The sequence below is a fragment of the Paraclostridium sp. genome (genome assembly GCF_051657365.1).
Taxonomy (GTDB): Bacteria; Bacillota; Clostridia; order Peptostreptococcales; family Peptostreptococcaceae; genus Paraclostridium.
Map to the genome: position 1 here is coordinate 69,229 of NZ_JBOFKN010000023.1, position 19,342 is coordinate 88,570.

The window sequence follows — 19,342 nt, forward strand, 5'->3', positions numbered from 1 at the left end:
GGGTTTTATGGATAGGAAAGACGAGCATTCCAAATACTTATTAAATCAAGTAGAAGATTTAATAGAAAATAATAAAATATTAGAATTAAGAGAACTAATGGAAGAATATCACAATAGAGATATTTTTGATATTCTAGAAAGACTAGATGATGAAAATCAAATAAAATTATTTGAAATACTGCCAATAGATATGGCAGCATCAATACTTGATGAAACTGACTCTGAGTTTTTCAAGCATATGCTATCTAAGTTAAATGCAGAGCATAAAGCTAATATATTAGAAATGATGTCACTAGATGATATGGCAGATATTTTAGCTGAACTAGAAGAAAATGAAAGAGAAGAGATAATAAATTTACTAAATCAAGAAGATGCCCAAGATGTTAAAGAACTTCTTATATACGAAGAAGAATCAGCAGGTGGGATAATGACTACAGGTTATATATCTATAAATAAAGATATGACTGCTAAACAAGCCATAGATTATATGAGAGAACATGCAATAGATGCAGAAACTATATATTATATCTATGTAGTAGACAACTCTGAAAAATTAGTAGGTGTATTATCATTAAGAGAGCTTATAATATCAAGAGATGATAGTATAGTAGAAGATTTAATGAGTGAAAATATAATATCTGTATACGTAGATGAAGATAGAGAAAAAGCCGTTAAATTGGTTTCTAAATACGACTTAATAGCAATTCCGGTTGTAAGTAGAGATGAAATCCTAAAGGGGATTATAACGGTTGATGATGTAATTGATGTTATAGAAGAAGAAGCTAGTGAAGATATGTATAAATTTGCTGGAACTTCAGAACAAGAAAGAGATATTATAGAACAAACTAACGTAGATCCAAAAGATCAAGTTATATCTTCATTTAAGGCTAGAATACCATGGCTTATAGTAACTTTAATCGGTGGTTTTTTAGCAACACTTATATTATCAAGTTTTGATTATGTAATTGACTCAAAATACTTCCCGTTAATGTATTTCGTGCCTTTAGTAACAGGTATGAGTGGAAATATAGGTACACAAGCGTCAGCACTTACAGTAATGGCATTATCTAATAAAAACTTAAATTTTAAGAATGTTTTATTAGAAGGATTAGTTGGTGTATTTACAGGAATAATTTGCAGTTTAATTATAGGTATAGCAACTTATGTTTTTGTCAAGGATATAAATATAGTTTTAATAGTTTCTTTATCTTTATTTATAAATATGATAATTGGGGCTATGATAGGTTCATCAATGCCTATGTTATTTAAAAAAATGGATGTAGATCCGTCGATCGTGTCGGCTCCATTAATAGCTACAGCCCTTGATATAATTGGGATGACGATTTATTTTTTAACGACAACTATTATATTGTCAAAAATTGTCTAACAACTTAATGCATTATTTCCCCCTTTCTTACTAAAAATATAATATAAGAGTAAGAAGGGGGTTTTTAAAAATGAACAATTTGTGTTGGGAAGTTTTTAAAAGAACTGGAAGTATAGAAGCATATCTATACTTAAAAAACAGCATCAATGTAAGTGAGAGCAATAATATAAATAGGGAGATAGAAATCGACTATGATAATTTTGAACACCCAGGGGATAGTACTACGATCAACAAGATATAAAGAAAGTGATTTAATACTAACTATATTTACTAGAAAACTTGGGAAGATATCAGCTATAGCAAAAGGAGCTAAAAGAAATAAAAGCGCCTTACTATCTTCTTCTCAAGTTTTTTCTTACTCAAACTTTACCTTAAAAAAACAAGGTAATATGTATAGAGTAAGTCAAAGTGAAACAATTAAAAGTTTTTATAATATAGCCTATGATATAGAAGCTTTTTCATATGCTACATATATAACAGGTTTAGTAGATGGGTCTATATATGAAAATCAAACTAACAATAGATTATTTGTTTTATTAGCACAAACTCTTTATTTATATACACAACCTGATGTAGATAAGGAATATATAACTAAAGCTTTTGAACTAAAGTTTTTAGATTATACAGGTTTTAAACCTATAGTAAACAAATGTGTCAACTGCAACGATGCTAATCTTAAAAATAGTGTATTTAATGTTGACGAAGGTGGAATACTATGTGAAAAGTGTAAAGAAAATCATGTATATAATTTTAAAATAGACAGCACAACTATAAAGCTTATGGATTATATATTTAAAAATGATATATTAACTTGTAGTAAAGCAAAAGTATCTAAATATATAGTTAACGAATTAAGCAAAATTTTAAAAGTATATATTCAAGTTTACGTTGACAACGCAAATACAAAATCATTACACTTATTACAGGGACTAGAAAATAATAAGGGAGCTGATATCAATGATTGATATAACATTAGAAAAAATAGATCAAGTATTAGAAAGAGTTCCAAGTGCAAGCTATGCACAAGCTAAGGAAGCATTAGTTGTTAGCGATGGAAATATATTAGATGCAATAATATATTTAGAACAAAATAAAAAAGCTGCAAAAGTAAAAACTAAAGCTAAAGCTAAAATGGAAAATGCAATTGGAAAAGATGCAGAAGAATTAAAGTGTCAACTAAAAGAAATGTTAAAAAGAAGTAATGTAATAAGAATAATAGTTGAAAAAGATAATAAAACAATAATGAACATACCTCTAACAGTTGGAGTAGTTGGGTTAGCACTAGGACCATTAGTAACATTAGTAGGTCTTTCAGCAGCTGTAATAGGTAAATTTAATATAAAAGTTGAAAACGAAGAAGATAAAACAGTTGTTGATTTAGGAGAATTAAACGAAGAAAAATTAAATATGTTAAAAAATATGTTAACAAGTACTGCGAAGGAAGTTACAGAAGTAGTAAAAGACAATAAAAAAGATGAAAAAGATATAACTGATGAGTTAATACAAGAAGAAAACGATGACACACCTAAATTCTAATCAAAGTGTTGACAATGCTATGTTTAAGTGTATTGACAAAACCAAAAGAGTTTGATATTCTAAAAGTTAGAAAATAACCATTTAATGGCCTTTCGTATAGTGCGAAAGGCTTTGTTTTTAATATAGGAGGTATTCGTATGAATTTTCAAAATATGATACTAACATTACAAGGATACTGGGCTAAGCAAGGATGTATAATGATGCAACCTTATGATGTAGAAAAAGGTGCAGGAACAATGAACCCAAATACATTCCTTAGATCTTTAGGACCAGAGCCTTGGAAAGTATGTTATGTAGAACCGTCTAGAAGACCGGCAGATGGTAGATATGGTGAGAATCCTAACAGATTATATCAACATCACCAATTCCAAGTTATATTAAAGCCATCTCCAGATAATATACAAGAGTTATACCTAGGAAGCTTAGAAGCTATAGGAATAGATACAAGAGCACACGATATAAGATTCGTTGAAGATAACTGGGAAGCAACAGCAGTTGGTGCCTGGGGACTTGGATGGGAAGTGTGGCTAGATGGTATGGAAATAACTCAGTTTACTTACTTCCAACAAGTTGGTGGTATAGAGTGTGAACTTGAAACTGGAGAAATAACATATGGTCTAGAAAGATTAGCAATGTATATTCAAGAAGTTGAAAGTGTATATGATTTAAAATGGAATGACGAAATTACATATGGAGAAGTATTCCAAAGAGCAGAATATGAAAACTCTGTATATGCATTTGAAGAGTGTGATGCAGATTTACTATTTAACTTATTTGATGTATATGAAAAAGAAGCTTTAAAACTTATGGAAAAAGGCTTAATAACTCCAGCATATGATTACGTGTTAAAATGTTCTCATACGTTTAATACTCTAGATGCTAGAGGAGCTATAGGTGTAAGCCAAAGAGCTTCATTTATAAGTAGAGTTAGAAACATGGCTAGAACAGTAGCTAAAGCTTATGTAGAATTAAGAAAAGAAATGGGATACCCACTTTTAAAGGAAGGTGACAGATAATGAATAATTACCTTTTATTTGAAATAGGTGTTGAGGAATTACCAGCAAGATATGTAAACTCAGCAATGGAACAATTAAAAACTAATGTAGTTAAAGCATTTAACGAAAACAGAATAACTTTTGATGGTGTTAATGTATACTCTACACCAAGAAGATTAACTGTTATAGTTGAGAATATATGTGAAAGACAATCTGACTTAGAAGAAGAGCTAAAAGGTCCTGCTAAAAGAATAGCTGTTGATGCTGATGGAAACTTCACTAAGCCACTTTTAGGATTTATGAAAAGCAAAGGTATAAAAGAAGAAGATTTATACTTTAAGCAAGTTGGCAAAGAAGAGTATGCTTTCGGTAAAATAAAGCAAGAAGGTAAATTAACTAGCGAAGTTTTAACAACTATACTTCCAGAGGTTATAAAATCTATGACATTCCCTAAGGCTATGCGTTGGGGTGGAAAGAACATGAGATTTATAAGACCTATAAGATGGATGGTTTGTATATTAAATGATTCACTACTTAATATAGAACTAGAAGGAATAGTATCATCTAATGTTACTAAAGGACATAGATTCTTAGGGCAAAGTGAATTTGAAGTTAATTCTTTAGATGAATACTTAGCTAAGTTAGAAGAAAACTTTGTAATACTAAACCAAGATGAGAGAAAAGCACTTATAAAGAAACAATGTGAAGAAGTTGCTAAATCTTTAGGTGGAGAAATAGAATTTGATGAAGAATTACTTGAAGAAGTAACTCATTTAGTAGAATATCCAACAGCTTTCTATGGAGAGTTTGATGAAGATTATGCTAAGCTTCCAAAAGAAGTTGTAATAACTCCTATGAAGCAACATCAAAGATACTTCCCAGTTTTAAAAGATGGTAAATTACTTCCAAACTTTATAGCTGTTAGAAATGGTGATAGCCATAGAATAGACAATGTTAAAGCAGGGAATGAAAAAGTTCTAGAAGCTAGACTTGCAGATGCTTTATTCTTCTACAAAGAAGATACTAAAAAGCCTTTAGAAAGTTACATAGAAAAATTAAAGACTGTTGTATTCCAAGCTAAACTTGGAACAGTATATGATAAATCTTTAAGAATAGAAAAATTAGCTAGCGATATTTTAGATAAATTAAATGAAGAAGCTATAAAAGAAGATACAGTTCGTGCAGCTGAGTTATGTAAAGCAGACTTAGTTACAGGTATGGTATTTGAATTTACAGAACTTCAAGGTGTAATGGGAAGAGAATATGCAAAAGTAAGTGGAGAAAATGAAAATATAGCTGATGCTATATTTGAACATTACCTACCAAGATTTGCAGGAGATATACTTCCTAAAACTAAATCAGGAGTTGTACTATCTATAGCAGATAAGTTAGACTCTATAGCTGGATTCTTTGCAATAGGAATACAACCAACAGGTTCTCAAGACCCTTATGCACTTAGACGTCAAGCTTTAGGAATAATAAATATATTAATGGATAATAATCTAGATATAAGTTTAGGTGAACTTGTAGAATTAACTCTAGATAACTATTCATTCATAGAATTTGATAAGAATGAAGTTAAGAAACAAATAATGGAATTCTTCAAAGATAGAATAAAGAATTTATTCAGAGACTTAGGAATAAGATACGATGTTATAGATGCAGTATTAAGCTCTAAGATAGATGATATAGCTGATATGCATGCTAGAGCAGTAGCTCTAAACTCTTGGATAGATAAAGATGAATTAGTTGAAATGCTAACAGCATTTAACAGAGTTGCAACATTAGCTCAAAAAGCTGAAACTGATAAAGTTAATATAAGCTTAATGAGAGAAGAAGCTGAATTTAATTTATATCAACAATTCCAAGAAACGCGTTCGAATGTTGAATATCTATTAGCGGAGAAGGAATATACTAAAGGACTTGATGCATTTGCATCATTAAGACCAGCAATAGACTGTATGTTTGACTCTGTTATGATAATGGACAAGGACGAGGCTATAAAGAATAATAGATTAGCTATATTAAAGCAAATATATGACACAATGTTAAATATTTGTGACCTATCTAAGATAGTATATAAGTAATCTGTTTAAATGACCGAGGGAATTTTTCCTCGGTTTTTAGTTTTTGTATTTACATTATACTATAAAAAATATATAATATACTATATAAAGAAAAACGGATTAATAGTATATCACAATAAAAAGGAGTGTGGTTATTATTCAACTTAATAACAGACAACTAAAGATAGTTGATATAGTCAAAGAAAATGAGCCTATAACAAGTGAGAATATAGCATCAATACTTAATGTAACTAGAGCTACATTAAGATCAGATTTAGCTATTTTAACTATGACCGGAGTACTAGATGCAAGACCAAAGGTTGGGTACTTTTATTCAGGGTTAGACAAAGTTAATTTATTAGGAGATACAATAAAGAATAAAACAGTAGCGGATATAATGAGTATGCCAATTATGGTAACTCAAGATACTAATGTGTACGATACTATAGTTAACATATTTTTATCTGATGTAGGTAGTATATTTATAATAGACAATAGTGAAGAGTTATGCGGAATAGTTTCTAGAAAAGATTTACTAAAAGTAACTATAGGTGGAGGAGATATAAATAAAATACCAGTAGGTATGATTATGACAAGAACACCTAATGTTGTAACTGTTACACTTGAAGATACTGTTGTTTTAGCAGCAAAGAGAATAATAGAACATGAAGTAGATTCAATTCCAGTTGTAGAAGAGATAAAAAGGGATAATAAAATAATAAATAAGGTTGTGGGTAGAATTTCTAAAACTAATATAACAAAATTATTTTTAGAAATAGCAGATAATTAAGGAGGAGTATATGGAGAATTTAATCATATATGTAATATCAGACTCAGTAGGGGAGACAGCGCAGCAAGTTACAAAAGCTGCATTATCACAATTTAAATTAAATGATGACTATGAGATAAGAAGATTTCCTTATGTTATAGATGTTAACTTTTTAGATGAAATATTAAAAAGTGCTAAAGAAGAAGATGCAATAGTTATATATACATTAGTTGAGAAAGAGCTTTTAACATTTACAGAAGATTATTGTGCTAAGGAAAATTTAAGTTGTGTAGACTTAATGACACCTATATTAAAGCAAATAACTAATAAGATTGGTGTTAAGCCAAAGAGAGAACCAGGTATTATAAGAAAGTTAGATGAAAGCTACTTTAAGAGAGTAGAGGCAATTGAGTTTGCAGTTAAGTATGATGATGGAAAAGATCAAAGAGGAATATTACAAGCTGATGTAGTTTTATTAGGTATATCAAGAACTTCTAAGACACCACTTAGTATGTATCTTGCTAATAAAAATATAAAGGTTGCAAATGTACCTTTAGTTCCAGAAATTCCAATACCTAAAGAGGTATTTGAGATAAATCAAAAGAAAATAATTGGTCTTACTAATACTCCAGAGAAGTTAAATCAGATAAGACAAGAAAGATTAAAGTCTTTAGGATTATCAAGTAATGCTAATTATGCTAAATTTGATAGAATACTTCAGGAATTAGATTATTCTGATAAGATTATGAAAAAAGTAGGGTGTCCTGTTATAGATGTTTCTAATAAAGCTATAGAGGAAACTGCTGGAATTATAATGGATATAATGAGAGAAAATGGTCTTAAAATATTTAAAGACAGTGATAAATAGGATTTTAGTGCACATCGGAAAAATAATCAAAAAACTTTCGATGTGTAGTGTAAATCTTATTTGTCTCAACGGAGATTGATGTAAATTTACTTGTTTCATCCAGACAAAGACCTAAAAAGAGCGGTCTTTAAGTCTTACTTCAACAAATAAATTTACATCAATCTAAAAGTTTAAGTCAGATTAAGATTTTGTGGGATAAGTTAGATGGACAAAAAACGTTTAACTATGCATTTAGAAAGTAATAACTAGGAGTTTTAGGTATTATTTTATTTATAGATTTTTAGGTATAACAAAATATTTAGGCGTGAATACAATATACAGTATGTATTGTATCTAAAAAATTATATTTAGGAGGAGTTTTTCATGAGTAAGTTTGTTTATAGTTTTAGTGAGGGTTCAAAGGAAATGAAAAGTCTTTTAGGTGGTAAGGGTGCTAATTTAGCCGAGATGACTAAGATAGGCTTACCAGTGCCTCCAGGGTTTACTATTAGTACTGAAGCGTGTAATGATTATTATGTGAACAATGAGAGTATAAGTGAAGTTATAAATATGCAAATTGAAGAAAAGTTAGTTGAGTTAGAGGCTTCTTTAGGTAAGAAGTTAGGTTGTAGCGAAAATCCTTTATTATTATCTGTTCGTTCAGGTGCTGTTTTCTCAATGCCTGGGATGATGGATACTATTTTAAACTTAGGTTTAAATGATACTTCTGTTAAGGCTTTAGCTAGTAATACTCAAAATGAAAGATTTGCTTATGATAGTTATAGAAGATTTATACAGATGTTTTCAGATGTTGCTATGGATGTTCCAAAGTATAAGTTTGAGAATGTGTTAGATAGAATTAAGGAAGAGAAAGGTCATAAGTTTGATACTGACCTTACTACTGATGATTTAAAGGTTGTAGTTGAGGAATATAAGAAGATATACAAAAAAGAATTAAGACAAAACTTCCCTGAAGATCCTAAGGAGCAGTTAATGTTAGCTATAAAGGCTGTATTTAAGTCTTGGAATAATCCAAGAGCTAATATATATCGTAAGTTAAATGATATACCTCATAACTTAGGAACTGCTGTTAATATACAATCTATGGTCTTTGGTAATATGGGAGAAACTAGTGGGACTGGGGTTGCGTTTACTAGAAATCCTTCTACTGGAGAAAATAAATTATTCGGTGAGTATTTAATAAATGCACAAGGTGAAGATGTTGTTGCAGGTATTAGAACTCCTCAAGATATAGAAACATTACAGGTAGCTATGCCAGCTATATATGATGAATTTGTAAAGATAACTCATATACTTGAAAATCATTATAAAGATATGCAAGATATAGAGTTTACTATAGAAAATGAAAAGTTATATATACTTCAAACAAGAAACGGGAAAAGAACTGCTCAAGCTGCTATAAATATTGCAGTTGATTTAGTTGAAGAAAATATAATAGATGAAAAAGAAGCTATTATGAGAATTGAACCTAATCAATTAGATCAGTTATTACATCCAAACTTTGAAGAAACTTCTTTAAAAAATGCTAAGCTTATAGCTAAAGGATTACCAGCATCTCCTGGTGCTAGTTGTGGTAAGGTGTATTTCAATGCTAATGATGTAGTTAAAGCTGCTGAAAAAGGTGAAGAAGTTATACTTGTAAGATTAGAGACATCACCTGAAGATATAGAAGGTATGGTTGTAGCTGAGGGTATACTTACAGCTAGAGGTGGTATGACATCTCATGCAGCGGTTGTTGCTAGAGGTATGGGTAAATGTTGTGTAGCTGGATGTGGAGAAATAAAAGTAGATGAATACTACAAAGAAGTAACTGTAGATGGATTAGTTATAAAAGAAGGAGATTATATATCTTTAGATGGTTCGACAGGATATGTATACTTAGGAGAAATAGAAAAAACTGATGTTGCACTTACAGGTAACTTTGAAACTCTTATGAAATGGGTAGATAAGTACAAGACTCTACAAGTTAGAACTAATGCTGATACTCCAAGAGATGCAGGCGTTGCTATAAAATTTGGAGCAGAAGGAATAGGACTTTGCAGAACTGAGCATATGTTCTTTGACGAAGATAGAATACCAGCAGTTAGAGAAATGATATTATCAAGAACAGTAGATCAAAGATTAGTAGCTCTTGAAAAATTACTACCAATGCAAAGAGAAGACTTTACAGAAATATTTAAAGTAATGGATGGAAGAAGTGTTAACATAAGATTACTAGATCCACCACTACATGAATTCTTACCTCATGATGATGAAGCTATAGAAGCTTTAGCAAACACTATGGGCATAGAAGTTAAAGAAATAAGAAAAAGAATAGTTGATTTACAAGAATTAAACCCAATGCTTGGACATAGAGGTTGTAGACTTGCTATAACTTATCCAGAAATAGCTATGATGCAAGCTAAGGCTATAATACAAGGTGCTATAGCAGCCAAAGAAAGTGGTGTAGAAGTTAATCCTGAAATAATGATACCTTTAGTAGGTGAAGTTAAGGAATTAAAAACTATAAAAGAAAATGTTATAGCTGTTATAAATGAAGAATTAGAAAAATCAGGAGTTAAAGTAGATTACACTGTAGGAACTATGATAGAAGTACCTAGAGCTTGCTTAACAGCTGATGAAATAGCTACAGAAGCTGACTTCTTCAGTTTTGGAACTAACGATTTAACTCAAATGACTTTTGGATATTCAAGAGATGATGCTAACAAATTCTTAGGGGATTATGTAAATAGTGAAATCTTAGAAAAAGATCCATTCCAAGTTCTAGATCAAAATGGAGTTGGTAAATTAGTTCAAATGGCAGCTAAGTTAGGTAGAAGTGTTAAGCCAAACCTTAAATTAGGTATATGTGGAGAACATGGAGGAGAACCATCTTCTATAGAGTTCTGTTACAAGACTGGATTAAATTATGTATCTTGTTCACCTTACAGAGTACCTATTGCTAGACTTTCTGCAGCTCAAGCAGCAATAAAAAACAATAAATAAAAACTTAAAATAAATTTAAAAGGATATCTCAAGAGACTTATATTTTGAGATATCCTTTTTTACATAATCTTAATGTTATTTACTTGTAGTTAACACGAACCTAATTTGGATTTAACATAAAAGCATTATTATTAAAATATAAAGAAGATTCAAACAAAAGAATAAAAAATAGTAAAAATGGGAAAATAATAATGAAATTATCCAAAGGCGGAGGTACTTTTATGTTTAAGAAAAAGATAGGGGTTTTATTAGCAAGTACGATAATGGTAGGAGCATTAGCAGTAGGATGTGGATCAAAAGATTCTGGAGGAGATTCAGCTAAAATATCAATATCAGGATCTACTTCAGTAGGACCATTAATTGAAAAAGAAGCAGAAGCATATAAATCAGTAGATTCGAAAGTATCGGTAGAAATAAATCAATTAGGATCATCAGCAGGAATAAAAGATGCAATAAATGGAGTAGCAGAAATAGGAATGGCATCTAGAGATTTAAAAGATGAAGAAAAAAGTGCAGGACTTAAAGAAACTAAAGTAGCAGTTGATGGAATAGGAATAATAACTCATAAAAATAATGAAGTAAAATCTCTTACAATGGATCAGATAAAAGATATATATACAGGTAAAATAACTAACTGGAAAGATGTGGGAGGTAAAGATGCACCTATAGTAGTAGTTTCAAGAGAAGATGGATCAGGAACTAGAGATGCATTCCAAGAAATAGTTGGATATGACTCAACACAATTAACAAAAGAAGCTCAAATAAGTGATGGAAATGGAAATATAAAATCAACAGTAGCGGGAAATGAAAATGCAATAGGATACACATCATTTAGTTACTTAGATGATAGCATAAGTTCAGTTAAAGTAGATGGAGTAGATCCTACACCAGCTAATGCTAAGAGCGGAGACTATAAATTATCTAGACCATTCTTACTAGTATACAAAGAAGTTTCATTAACAGAAAATGGTAAAAAGTTTGTAGATTTTATATTAAGTGAAGAAGGGCAAAAGATAGTAGCAGAAGATGGATTAGTAACTCTTAAATAAATATTAATTTAAAATACACTTTCTATGAAAATAGAAAGTGTATTTTTTTATATAAACATATATCACAAATATAGAATTTACCATAGTATATAGTATCAACTCTTATATTATTTATGGGGAGGGGTAATTGTGATAAAATGTCCAAGATGTGGAAAGGAAGTTTCAAATAGACCAGGAACTATTTGTCCAAGATGTGGACTTGATGTTGGTAAAGTAACTGAAAAAGTAAGATGTCCTGAGGCTAGTTGTAGGGCAGTAGTTTCTAAAAAACTAGAATACTGTCCAAAGTGTGGATGTAAGCTAAAAGGGTACAATTTAGGGGAAATGCTTAGAATAGCTAAAATGAGATTTAATAATAATTTTACAGATGAAGATTAAGAGCTTTTATAAGCTCTTTTTTTATACAAATACACAAAATGTGGTAAACTATAAAAAATATTTAAAAATAATGGAGGTTATATTTTGCAACTTAATCAATTAAGGTATTTAATAGAAGTAGCAGAAACAGGGTCTATGAATAAAGCTTCTAAAAATTTATTTTTATCACAACCTAATTTAAGCAATGCAATAATGAGCTTAGAACAGGAATTTAATATAAAGATATTTAATAGAACAAATAGAGGTGTAGAGTTAACTAAAGAAGGAAAAGATTTCTTGGTTTATGCAAAGTATATAATAAGCCAGGTTGATAATATAGAAAATATATATTCAAATTTATCAGAGGAAAAAGCATTTACATTAGAAATATCTAGTGGTAAATTATTTGATTTAGGTATTGTTTTGAGTGAATTATATAAAAAGATTGATGCAAATAAAATAAAAATATCAATAAAAGAAACTTACAAAGAAAAAGTAATAGATGATGTAGCTAGTATGAAATCAGAAATCGGAATATTTGCTATTTCTAATATGCAAGAAAGAGTATGGAAAAATGTAATAGAAGCTAAAAAGCTAGAATTTAATCCTATATTAAAAGATAAGTTATATATTTATGTAGGAGAAAATAATCCTTTATATAATAATCAATCTGTAAAGCCAGAAGAATTAAATGATTATATATGTGTACATTTATCAGAAGAACCTATAAATGCACTTACATACAGCATAGAATTAGATTCACTAGGGTTTTCTAACAAAGATAGAACTATATATCTAAATGACAAGGAAACTATAATTCAATTTGTGTTACAAACTAATGCATATGTAATTGGATCAGGATTTAATCAAATTGAAAGAATAAGAGGAGTAAAGGCTATACCCCTTGAAAATGAAAATGTAGAATTCTCTATAGGATGGGTGAAAAGGAAAAAAGAACAATTATCTGAAGAAGCAAAATTATTTTTGGAAGTTTTTTTAGATAATGTAAAAAACAGGTGAGTTGTTATAAGTTTTAGTTATAACTAGTAATAAGATATACATATTAACGATAACTCCATGGTTTTGATATCATATTAATATGATGTTATTAACTAAGGAGTGTGATTGAATGAATAAAATTATAGATACATCAAGTATAATGGATGATGACAATATAGGTAAAGTAATATGGAAATTTGCAATACCAGGAATTATAGCCAGTTTAATAAGTGCAATATATAACATAGTGGATACTGGGTTTATAGGCATGCTAAATGATACATTGGCAATGGCTGCGGTATCAGTAGTATTTCCTTTATTTATTTTAATAAATGCAGTAGGGCAAATGATAGGAGTAGGGTCTTCATCATATATCGCAAGGCTTTTAGGGTCTAAAGATAAAGATAGCGCAGATGAAGTAGCATCAACGGCTATAATATCTTCTATATTAATTGGATTTGTATTTACTATATTGATACTAATATTTTTAGAACCAATATTAAGATTATTAGGTGCAACAGATAGCGTAATGCCATATGCTCTTGAATATGCAAAACCTATCGCTATAGGTGCGAGTTTACCTATAATGATGCCAACTCTTGCAAATATAGTAAGGTCAGAAGGAAATACAAGATTGAGCGCAACAGCAGTAGCTTTAGGTGCAGTTATAAATATAGTACTAGATCCAATATTGATGTTTAACTTTAATATGGGAGTAGTTGGAGCTTCTGTAGCTACAGTATTTAGTCAATTTGTATCAGTTGCATTGTTATTATCATATTTTATAACAAAGAAGAGTTACTTAAAAGTAGAAATTAAGAAATTTAAATTTTCAAAGAAAATATATAGTGAAGTAGTTTCAGTTGGCACGGCTACTTTCTTAACACAGGCTCTAATAAGTATATCTATGGGACTTTTAAATATAGCGTCAAAGCCCTATGGAGATGAATTAATAGCTTCATTTGGTATAGCCTTAAAGTTATCTTCATTGGTAATGTTTGTTGTATTAGGGTATAATCAAGGATTCCAGCCTATTGCTAGTTACAATTATGGAGCAAAGAAATATGAAAAATTAAGAGAAGCTATAAAAATATCTATAAAAAGAACTACAATATTTTCAACATTAGCTACTATAACTTTAATGGTATTTGCACCACAAGCTATACAACTATTTAGTAATGACCCAGCTGTTATAGATATAGGAGCTAAAACACTTAGAGCTACATTATTATTATATCCTTTCTTAGGGTTTACTCAATTATATGCAGTATTGTATCAATCTCTAGGTATGCCTAAAGAGGCTTTAATAGTTGGAACAGCTAGACAAGGTATTTTCTTTTTGCCAATTATTATAATACTTCCAAAGTTACTAGGGATGGATGGAGTTTTACTTACTCAAGCTGTATCAGATTTCTTTACAGTAATATTAACAGTATTTTATGCAAAGAAAACAAATCAAGCTTTAAAAGGAATGGAATTAGGCAATAAAATTAATGTTGAGTGTTAATAAAAATTAATATATATAACTTTATAATCACATTACGAAATTGTAATATAGGTGTAAGGTAATTAAATACCTCTGTTTTTGAATTTAAGTTAAAATGACTTAGTACTAAAAAACAGGAGGTATTTTTTATGAAGAAAATTAATGCATTTGAACTTAAAGTATTTGCACTTATAGTTATGTTGTTTGACCATTTAAGAGAGTTTTTCCCACATGTATTTCCAATGTGGGTTCACCCGGTATCGAGAGTAGTATCACCTATATTTGCGTTTTTAGTGGTAGAGGGACTTTTTCATACTAGAAATAAATTAAAATATAATTTGAGATTAATTGGATGGGCTGTATTTATGCAAGTTGGAGATACGTTGATAAATATGGCACTTAAATCAAAAGAGGTAGTAGTTAATAATAATATATTTTTAACGCTAGCATTAGGACTTACTATTATAAATTTAATAGAATATAGTAAGCAAAAGCATTTTGCTAAAAAATTAATTATATTATTAGCAGCAATAATATTAATTCCATTAGCACCATTTACAGAAGGGGGTATGGCAGTAATACCATTTATATTAGTAACATACTTCTTTAGAGGTAATAATAAAAAACTAGTTATTGGATATATAATATTATCAGTTATATCATTCTTGCTTTTTACTTATTTGCCATATCCTTCAATGAAAGAAGCTATGTTAATGTTACCGCTTAACTGTGATTTCTTGTTTATATTAGCTGTTCCATTGATACTTTTATACAATGGAGAAAGAGGTTTAAATAATAAATTTAGTAAATATTTATTCTACGTATTTTACCCATTACATCTATGGGGATTAGCAATATTAAAATATGTACTGAAGTAGATACAAGCCCTTGAGAAATCAAGGGCTTTTTTGTATTATAAAGTAGCATAAAAGTATTTAAAATAAGAGTTTTAAAGTTTGATAAGATTTAAATTAATTTGTTTAGAAAAATTTAAGAATTGAGCAAAGTGAATTGTAAGATTTATATGCTAATATAAGTTTATAGCTAACTATTGGGGAGGAATTTATGAGTGAATATAGCGTTTTAGTTGTTGATGATGAAAAAGAAATTCCTGATGCGATAGAGAGATACTTAAGACATGAGGGGATAAAGGTATTCAAAGCTTATGATGGAAAGGAAGCTTTAGATATTGTTGAAAGGGAAGAAATTCATTTAATTTTAATGGATATCATGATGCCAAATATGGATGGAATAGAAGCTACTATGAGGATTAGGGAAGATAAAAATATTCCTATAATTATTCTTAGCGCTAAGTCTGAGTATAGTGACAAAATACTAGGCTTAAATATTGGAGCAGATGATTATATCACTAAACCATTTTATCCATTAGAGCTAGTAGCTAGGGTAAAATCACAGTTAAGAAGGTATGTTAACTTAGGTAATTATGAAAACAAAGAAAGTGAAGAAGTTGTTGCAATAGGAGGGATTAAGCTTGATACAAATAGCAAAGAACTAGAAGTTGATGGTGTTTTGAAAAAAATAACGCCTATGGAATATAAAATATTAGAATTACTTATGAGAAATGCAGGTAAGGTTTTTTCAGCAGAAGATATATATGAAAAAATATGGAATGATTATTGTATAAATACGGATACAGTGATGGTTCACATTAGAAGGATTAGGGAAAAAATAGAAATTAATCCTAAAGAACCAATATATTTAAAGGTGGTGTGGGGAATTGGATATAAATTCGACAAAATTAAAAGAAGATAAGTTTGCAGAGGTATTTAATAAGGCAAAATTAATAAAAAAAATAATATACGTATTAGTAGGTATAATAATTTTGAGTACATTTCTTTTAGGCTATGATAAATTCTTAGCTATAACAATAAGTATGATTATAATAACTATTGCACTTATGGCAGAAAATTTTATAAATGGGATAAGAGATATAGCACTTTTTCAAGAAATACATCAAATAACTCAAATGTCTGAAGATACTTTAGATATATTTGAACAAATACAAGGTGGATATGATGGAAGAAGTGCCATACTAGGTAAAGATAGAAATAGAATAATGAAACATTTAGATAAAGTTTCTAAGTATATATATGATAGTAAAATCAAAGAAAAAACTAATAAAAATATGACTAATGAATTGATTTTAGGAGTCGCTAAAAACTTAAAAGAGCCTGTATCAGAAATTGTAAAAAATACTAATGAGCTAGAGAAAACCTTTGATTATGAAATTATAAATAATTTAGAAGAAAAATCTAATTTATTAAAACACAACATAGAAGAATTATTTGAATTATCAAAAGCTGTAAATAATGACATAGATATAGAAATGGAAAAACTAGATATAAAAAACATATTGAAACAATCAATAGCAGAATATGAAGGTAGATTTGCTGATAGTAAATTAATTATAAAAAGCGATATAGAAGAAGAAAAAACATATATAAATTGCGATGGGCAAAAGATGTGGAGAATTTTTGAAATACTATTAGACAATATAGTTAAATATTCAAAAGAAAATAGTAGGGTACATGTGAAACTTTACAAAGAAAAGGATGAAGTTTTTATAAAACTTATAAATATATCTAGGGAAGAATTAAATATAAGCACAAAACAATTTTTGCAAAATTTAAGTAGTGGTAATAAAAAGCAGATGGGAATTTTTATAGCTTGTAGTTTGGCTGAACTTCAAAGTGGTAAAGTAGATATTGTTATAGATGGGGATATGTTTAAAGTGGAAATGAAATTTAAAAATATAGAAAGTCTTAAAGAGTAGGTGGCGAATATGTTTGAAGCATTTTTATACAAATCAAATGATAAATACAATATATTTGATGAAGAAGATTTAAAAATTAGATTAGCACTTACAAAACCATTACTTATACAAAAAGCATGGTGGTATATATTACTTTTGATATTCTTTATAAGCATGGTTGCTAATGATAACATGTTTTATTTAACTTATTCTATTATTTTTTCTAACTTTATGTGGTTAATTGGAGGTTGTATATGTTTAGTTTTAGGAATAAGTTTAATAATGGTATTAGCTAGGTCTGTATATTGGTATAGATTAAAGGTAGAAGAAGATGATGATAGTAAAACAGCTATATATTCAAAATATATAGTGAAAAAATGGATATCATTAATTGGAAATTTAATGCTTGTATTTGGATATATAGGATATTTAGATGGGGATAGTTTTAGAAGCATGATATTTATATCTGTATTATTTTTAAATATAGTAAGACTAATATTAAAAATAATTGGCAGTAAAATAAGTTTATCTATGATAAAAGCAACTTTAGAAAATGTTACTGAAAATGTAGATGAAGAAAATATTAAACAAATAGATATAAACGAATTTTTAGAAATAGATGATGGAGTTGAGTTATTCTTTGGAACTAGATATATAGCAATAACGAATAGGTTAAAGTTATTATTATTTAAATTAGAAGAAGCTACTTTAAGTGAAAATATAAGTATAAATAGTAAATCTCAGTTAATAACTAATTTATCTCATGACCTAAAAACCCCTTTAACATCCATAATAAATTCAACTTATATATTAAAAACTGAGAAACTAAATGAAGAAGAAAAAATAGATCAAATAAACATATTAAAAAATAAAACTCATAGATTAAATTCTCTTATAAAAAATATGAATGATATTATAAATTCAGATGAAGAAGTAATTGTAGTGAATAAGGAAAGTTTGTATATAGGAAATTTACTAGAAAATACTATAGAAAACTTCAAAGATAGGATAGAAGAAAGTAATCTTGATTTAAGGCTTAATATAGAAGAAGAAAACATAATACTTAATTTAGATAAAGATAAAACAACTAGAATTTTTGAAAATTTATTAGATAACATAATTAAGTATTCATTAGAGGGTACAAGAGTTTATATAGATTTAGAAAATAAAGATGACAAGGTAGAGCTAAACTTTAAAAATGTATGCAAATATGAGATAGATACAAATGAAAATACATTAACAAATAGATTTGTAAAAGGTGATAAATCACGACATAGTGAAGGATATGGATTAGGGTTAAGTATAGTTAATAATTTGGTGAAAGTTCAAGGTGGTAAAATAAAAATAGACGTAGAAGGGGATTTATTCAAGGCTACAATTATTTTTAATGATACAAAAAAATAGTCATGAAAATTATTAAAAAACAAGGGGGGGTACCAAAACGGTACCCCTTTGTTTTTTAATAACACAAAGATTGTGGATTTGTGGTATTTTATGGTAATATTAACAAAGTTGAATTAACATTGTTAAAAAAGTAAGGGGGCGAGTGTTTGTATAGGATAGTTATTTGTGAGGATGATGATTTACAAAGAAATAAATTAAATAATTTCATATCTAAAATATTCAAGGAAATATCTAATAATGTTGAAGTCTTTGACTTTAGTTCGGGAGAAGAAGCTTTAGAAGCTAACTTAGAAGGAATTGATATATATTTTTTGGATATACAAATGAATAAATTAAATGGAATGGATTTAGCTAAAAAAATTAGGGAACAAAATAAAATATCTGAAATTATTTTTATAACTTCATTATTAGAACATATACAAGATGGTTATAAAGTTAGAGCATACAGATACTTACTTAAGCCAGTAAGCTATGAAGATTTAAAAGAAAATATTTTGAGTTGTGTCTCAGATATTATAAAAAGAAGAGAAAACTTCATAATGATTAAAGAAAATGGAATAACTCATAAGATAGATATAAAAGAAATTACATATATAGAAATAATAAAAAAAGATATAACAATTCATACAACATATAAAAAATATAATACTCAAAATAGAATTAAAAAC

General features: G+C 28.7%; 18 protein-coding genes. All 18 read left to right on the plus strand.

The annotated features are described in order from the left end of the window. Nucleotides 1-7: 7 nt before the first annotated feature. On the plus strand, nucleotides 8-1,387 hold the full coding sequence (mgtE, locus tag ACRCYC_RS01545) for a magnesium transporter (RefSeq protein WP_438617435.1): 1,380 nt from the start codon (nucleotides 8-10) through the stop codon (nucleotides 1,385-1,387). 70 nt (nucleotides 1,388-1,457) lie between these two features. Continuing rightward, complete coding sequence (locus ACRCYC_RS01550) at nucleotides 1,458-1,628, plus strand: YqzL family protein (protein WP_438617436.1); 171 nt, start codon at nucleotides 1,458-1,460, stop codon at nucleotides 1,626-1,628. Continuing rightward, a complete protein-coding gene (gene recO / locus ACRCYC_RS01555; protein WP_438617437.1) occupies nucleotides 1,579-2,352 on the plus strand; it encodes a DNA repair protein RecO in 774 nt (257 codons plus the stop codon). The genes ACRCYC_RS01550 and recO overlap by 50 nt, the downstream gene beginning before the upstream one ends. Beyond that, nucleotides 2,345-2,923, plus strand: a complete 579-nt coding sequence (locus tag ACRCYC_RS01560) for a DUF4342 domain-containing protein (protein ID WP_438617438.1) — start codon at nucleotides 2,345-2,347, stop codon at nucleotides 2,921-2,923. Before recO ends, ACRCYC_RS01560 begins: the two co-directional genes overlap by 8 nt. Before the next feature lie 137 nt (nucleotides 2,924-3,060). Then, nucleotides 3,061-3,939: a glycine--tRNA ligase subunit alpha gene (gene glyQ, locus ACRCYC_RS01565; RefSeq protein WP_438617439.1), complete on the plus strand. Its 879-nt coding sequence runs from the start codon at nucleotides 3,061-3,063 to the stop codon at nucleotides 3,937-3,939. After that, the gene (gene glyS, locus ACRCYC_RS01570) at nucleotides 3,939-6,005 is read left to right on the plus strand and encodes a glycine--tRNA ligase subunit beta (RefSeq protein WP_438617440.1); all 2,067 of its coding nucleotides are present in this window, start codon (nucleotides 3,939-3,941) and stop codon (nucleotides 6,003-6,005) included. The genes glyQ and glyS overlap by 1 nt, the downstream gene beginning before the upstream one ends. A 127-nt stretch (nucleotides 6,006-6,132) precedes the next feature. Next, the gene (locus tag ACRCYC_RS01575) at nucleotides 6,133-6,774 is read left to right on the plus strand and encodes a helix-turn-helix transcriptional regulator (RefSeq protein WP_438617441.1); all 642 of its coding nucleotides are present in this window, start codon (nucleotides 6,133-6,135) and stop codon (nucleotides 6,772-6,774) included. 10 nt (nucleotides 6,775-6,784) lie between these two features. Continuing rightward, entirely contained in the window at nucleotides 6,785-7,621 is an 837-nt protein-coding gene (locus ACRCYC_RS01580; protein WP_438617442.1) for a pyruvate, water dikinase regulatory protein, read from the plus strand. 363 nt (nucleotides 7,622-7,984) lie between these two features. After that, nucleotides 7,985-10,606 carry a pyruvate, phosphate dikinase gene (gene ppdK, locus ACRCYC_RS01585; protein ID WP_438617443.1) on the plus strand — a complete coding sequence of 874 codons (2,622 nt, stop codon included), beginning with the start codon at nucleotides 7,985-7,987 and terminating at the stop codon, nucleotides 10,604-10,606. Nucleotides 10,607-10,827: 221 nt separating this feature from the next. Next, nucleotides 10,828-11,655, plus strand: a complete 828-nt coding sequence (locus ACRCYC_RS01590; RefSeq protein ID WP_438617444.1) for a phosphate ABC transporter substrate-binding protein — start codon at nucleotides 10,828-10,830, stop codon at nucleotides 11,653-11,655. Nucleotides 11,656-11,784: 129 nt separating this feature from the next. After that, complete coding sequence (locus tag ACRCYC_RS01595; RefSeq protein WP_438617445.1) at nucleotides 11,785-12,033, plus strand: hypothetical protein; 249 nt, start codon at nucleotides 11,785-11,787, stop codon at nucleotides 12,031-12,033. Nucleotides 12,034-12,117: 84 nt separating this feature from the next. Next, entirely contained in the window at nucleotides 12,118-13,032 is a 915-nt protein-coding gene (locus tag ACRCYC_RS01600) for a LysR family transcriptional regulator (protein ID WP_438617446.1), read from the plus strand. Between the two features lie 109 nt (nucleotides 13,033-13,141). Beyond that, nucleotides 13,142-14,518, plus strand: coding sequence for an MATE family efflux transporter (locus ACRCYC_RS01605; RefSeq protein ID WP_438617447.1), 1,377 nt, complete (start codon nucleotides 13,142-13,144; stop codon nucleotides 14,516-14,518). Between the two features lie 128 nt (nucleotides 14,519-14,646). Further along, nucleotides 14,647-15,375, plus strand: a complete 729-nt coding sequence (locus ACRCYC_RS01610) for a TraX family protein (RefSeq protein ID WP_438617448.1) — start codon at nucleotides 14,647-14,649, stop codon at nucleotides 15,373-15,375. Nucleotides 15,376-15,562: 187 nt separating this feature from the next. Next, nucleotides 15,563-16,270, plus strand: a complete 708-nt coding sequence (locus ACRCYC_RS01615) for a response regulator transcription factor (RefSeq protein WP_438617449.1) — start codon at nucleotides 15,563-15,565, stop codon at nucleotides 16,268-16,270. Further along, nucleotides 16,236-17,291 carry a sensor histidine kinase gene (locus ACRCYC_RS01620; RefSeq protein WP_438617450.1) on the plus strand — a complete coding sequence of 352 codons (1,056 nt, stop codon included), beginning with the start codon at nucleotides 16,236-16,238 and terminating at the stop codon, nucleotides 17,289-17,291. Before ACRCYC_RS01615 ends, ACRCYC_RS01620 begins: the two co-directional genes overlap by 35 nt. Before the next feature lie 9 nt (nucleotides 17,292-17,300). Next, nucleotides 17,301-18,674, plus strand: a complete 1,374-nt coding sequence (locus tag ACRCYC_RS01625) for a sensor histidine kinase (protein WP_438617451.1) — start codon at nucleotides 17,301-17,303, stop codon at nucleotides 18,672-18,674. A 146-nt stretch (nucleotides 18,675-18,820) separates the two neighbouring features. Then, on the plus strand, nucleotides 18,821-19,342 hold a 522-nt coding region (locus ACRCYC_RS01630), incomplete at its 3' end, for a LytR/AlgR family response regulator transcription factor (RefSeq protein ID WP_438617452.1).

Excerpts from the sequence above, each read along its gene's own strand:
- mgtE (WP_438617435.1), top strand. The coding sequence starts at position 8 with ATGGATAGGAAAGACGAGCATTCCAAATACTTATTAAATCAAGTAGAA.
- ACRCYC_RS01550 (WP_438617436.1), top strand. The coding sequence starts at position 1,458 with ATGAACAATTTGTGTTGGGAAGTTTTTAAAAGAACTGGAAGTATAGAA.
- recO (WP_438617437.1), top strand. The coding sequence starts at position 1,579 with ATGATAATTTTGAACACCCAGGGGATAGTACTACGATCAACAAGATAT.
- ACRCYC_RS01560 (WP_438617438.1), top strand. The coding sequence starts at position 2,345 with ATGATTGATATAACATTAGAAAAAATAGATCAAGTATTAGAAAGAGTT.
- glyQ (WP_438617439.1), top strand. The coding sequence starts at position 3,061 with ATGAATTTTCAAAATATGATACTAACATTACAAGGATACTGGGCTAAG.
- glyS (WP_438617440.1), top strand. The coding sequence starts at position 3,939 with ATGAATAATTACCTTTTATTTGAAATAGGTGTTGAGGAATTACCAGCA.
- ACRCYC_RS01580 (WP_438617442.1), top strand. The coding sequence starts at position 6,785 with ATGGAGAATTTAATCATATATGTAATATCAGACTCAGTAGGGGAGACA.
- ppdK (WP_438617443.1), top strand. The coding sequence starts at position 7,985 with ATGAGTAAGTTTGTTTATAGTTTTAGTGAGGGTTCAAAGGAAATGAAA.
- ACRCYC_RS01590 (WP_438617444.1), top strand. The coding sequence starts at position 10,828 with ATGTTTAAGAAAAAGATAGGGGTTTTATTAGCAAGTACGATAATGGTA.
- ACRCYC_RS01605 (WP_438617447.1), top strand. The coding sequence starts at position 13,142 with ATGAATAAAATTATAGATACATCAAGTATAATGGATGATGACAATATA.
- ACRCYC_RS01610 (WP_438617448.1), top strand. The coding sequence starts at position 14,647 with ATGAAGAAAATTAATGCATTTGAACTTAAAGTATTTGCACTTATAGTT.
- ACRCYC_RS01615 (WP_438617449.1), top strand. The coding sequence starts at position 15,563 with ATGAGTGAATATAGCGTTTTAGTTGTTGATGATGAAAAAGAAATTCCT.
- ACRCYC_RS01625 (WP_438617451.1), top strand. The coding sequence starts at position 17,301 with ATGTTTGAAGCATTTTTATACAAATCAAATGATAAATACAATATATTT.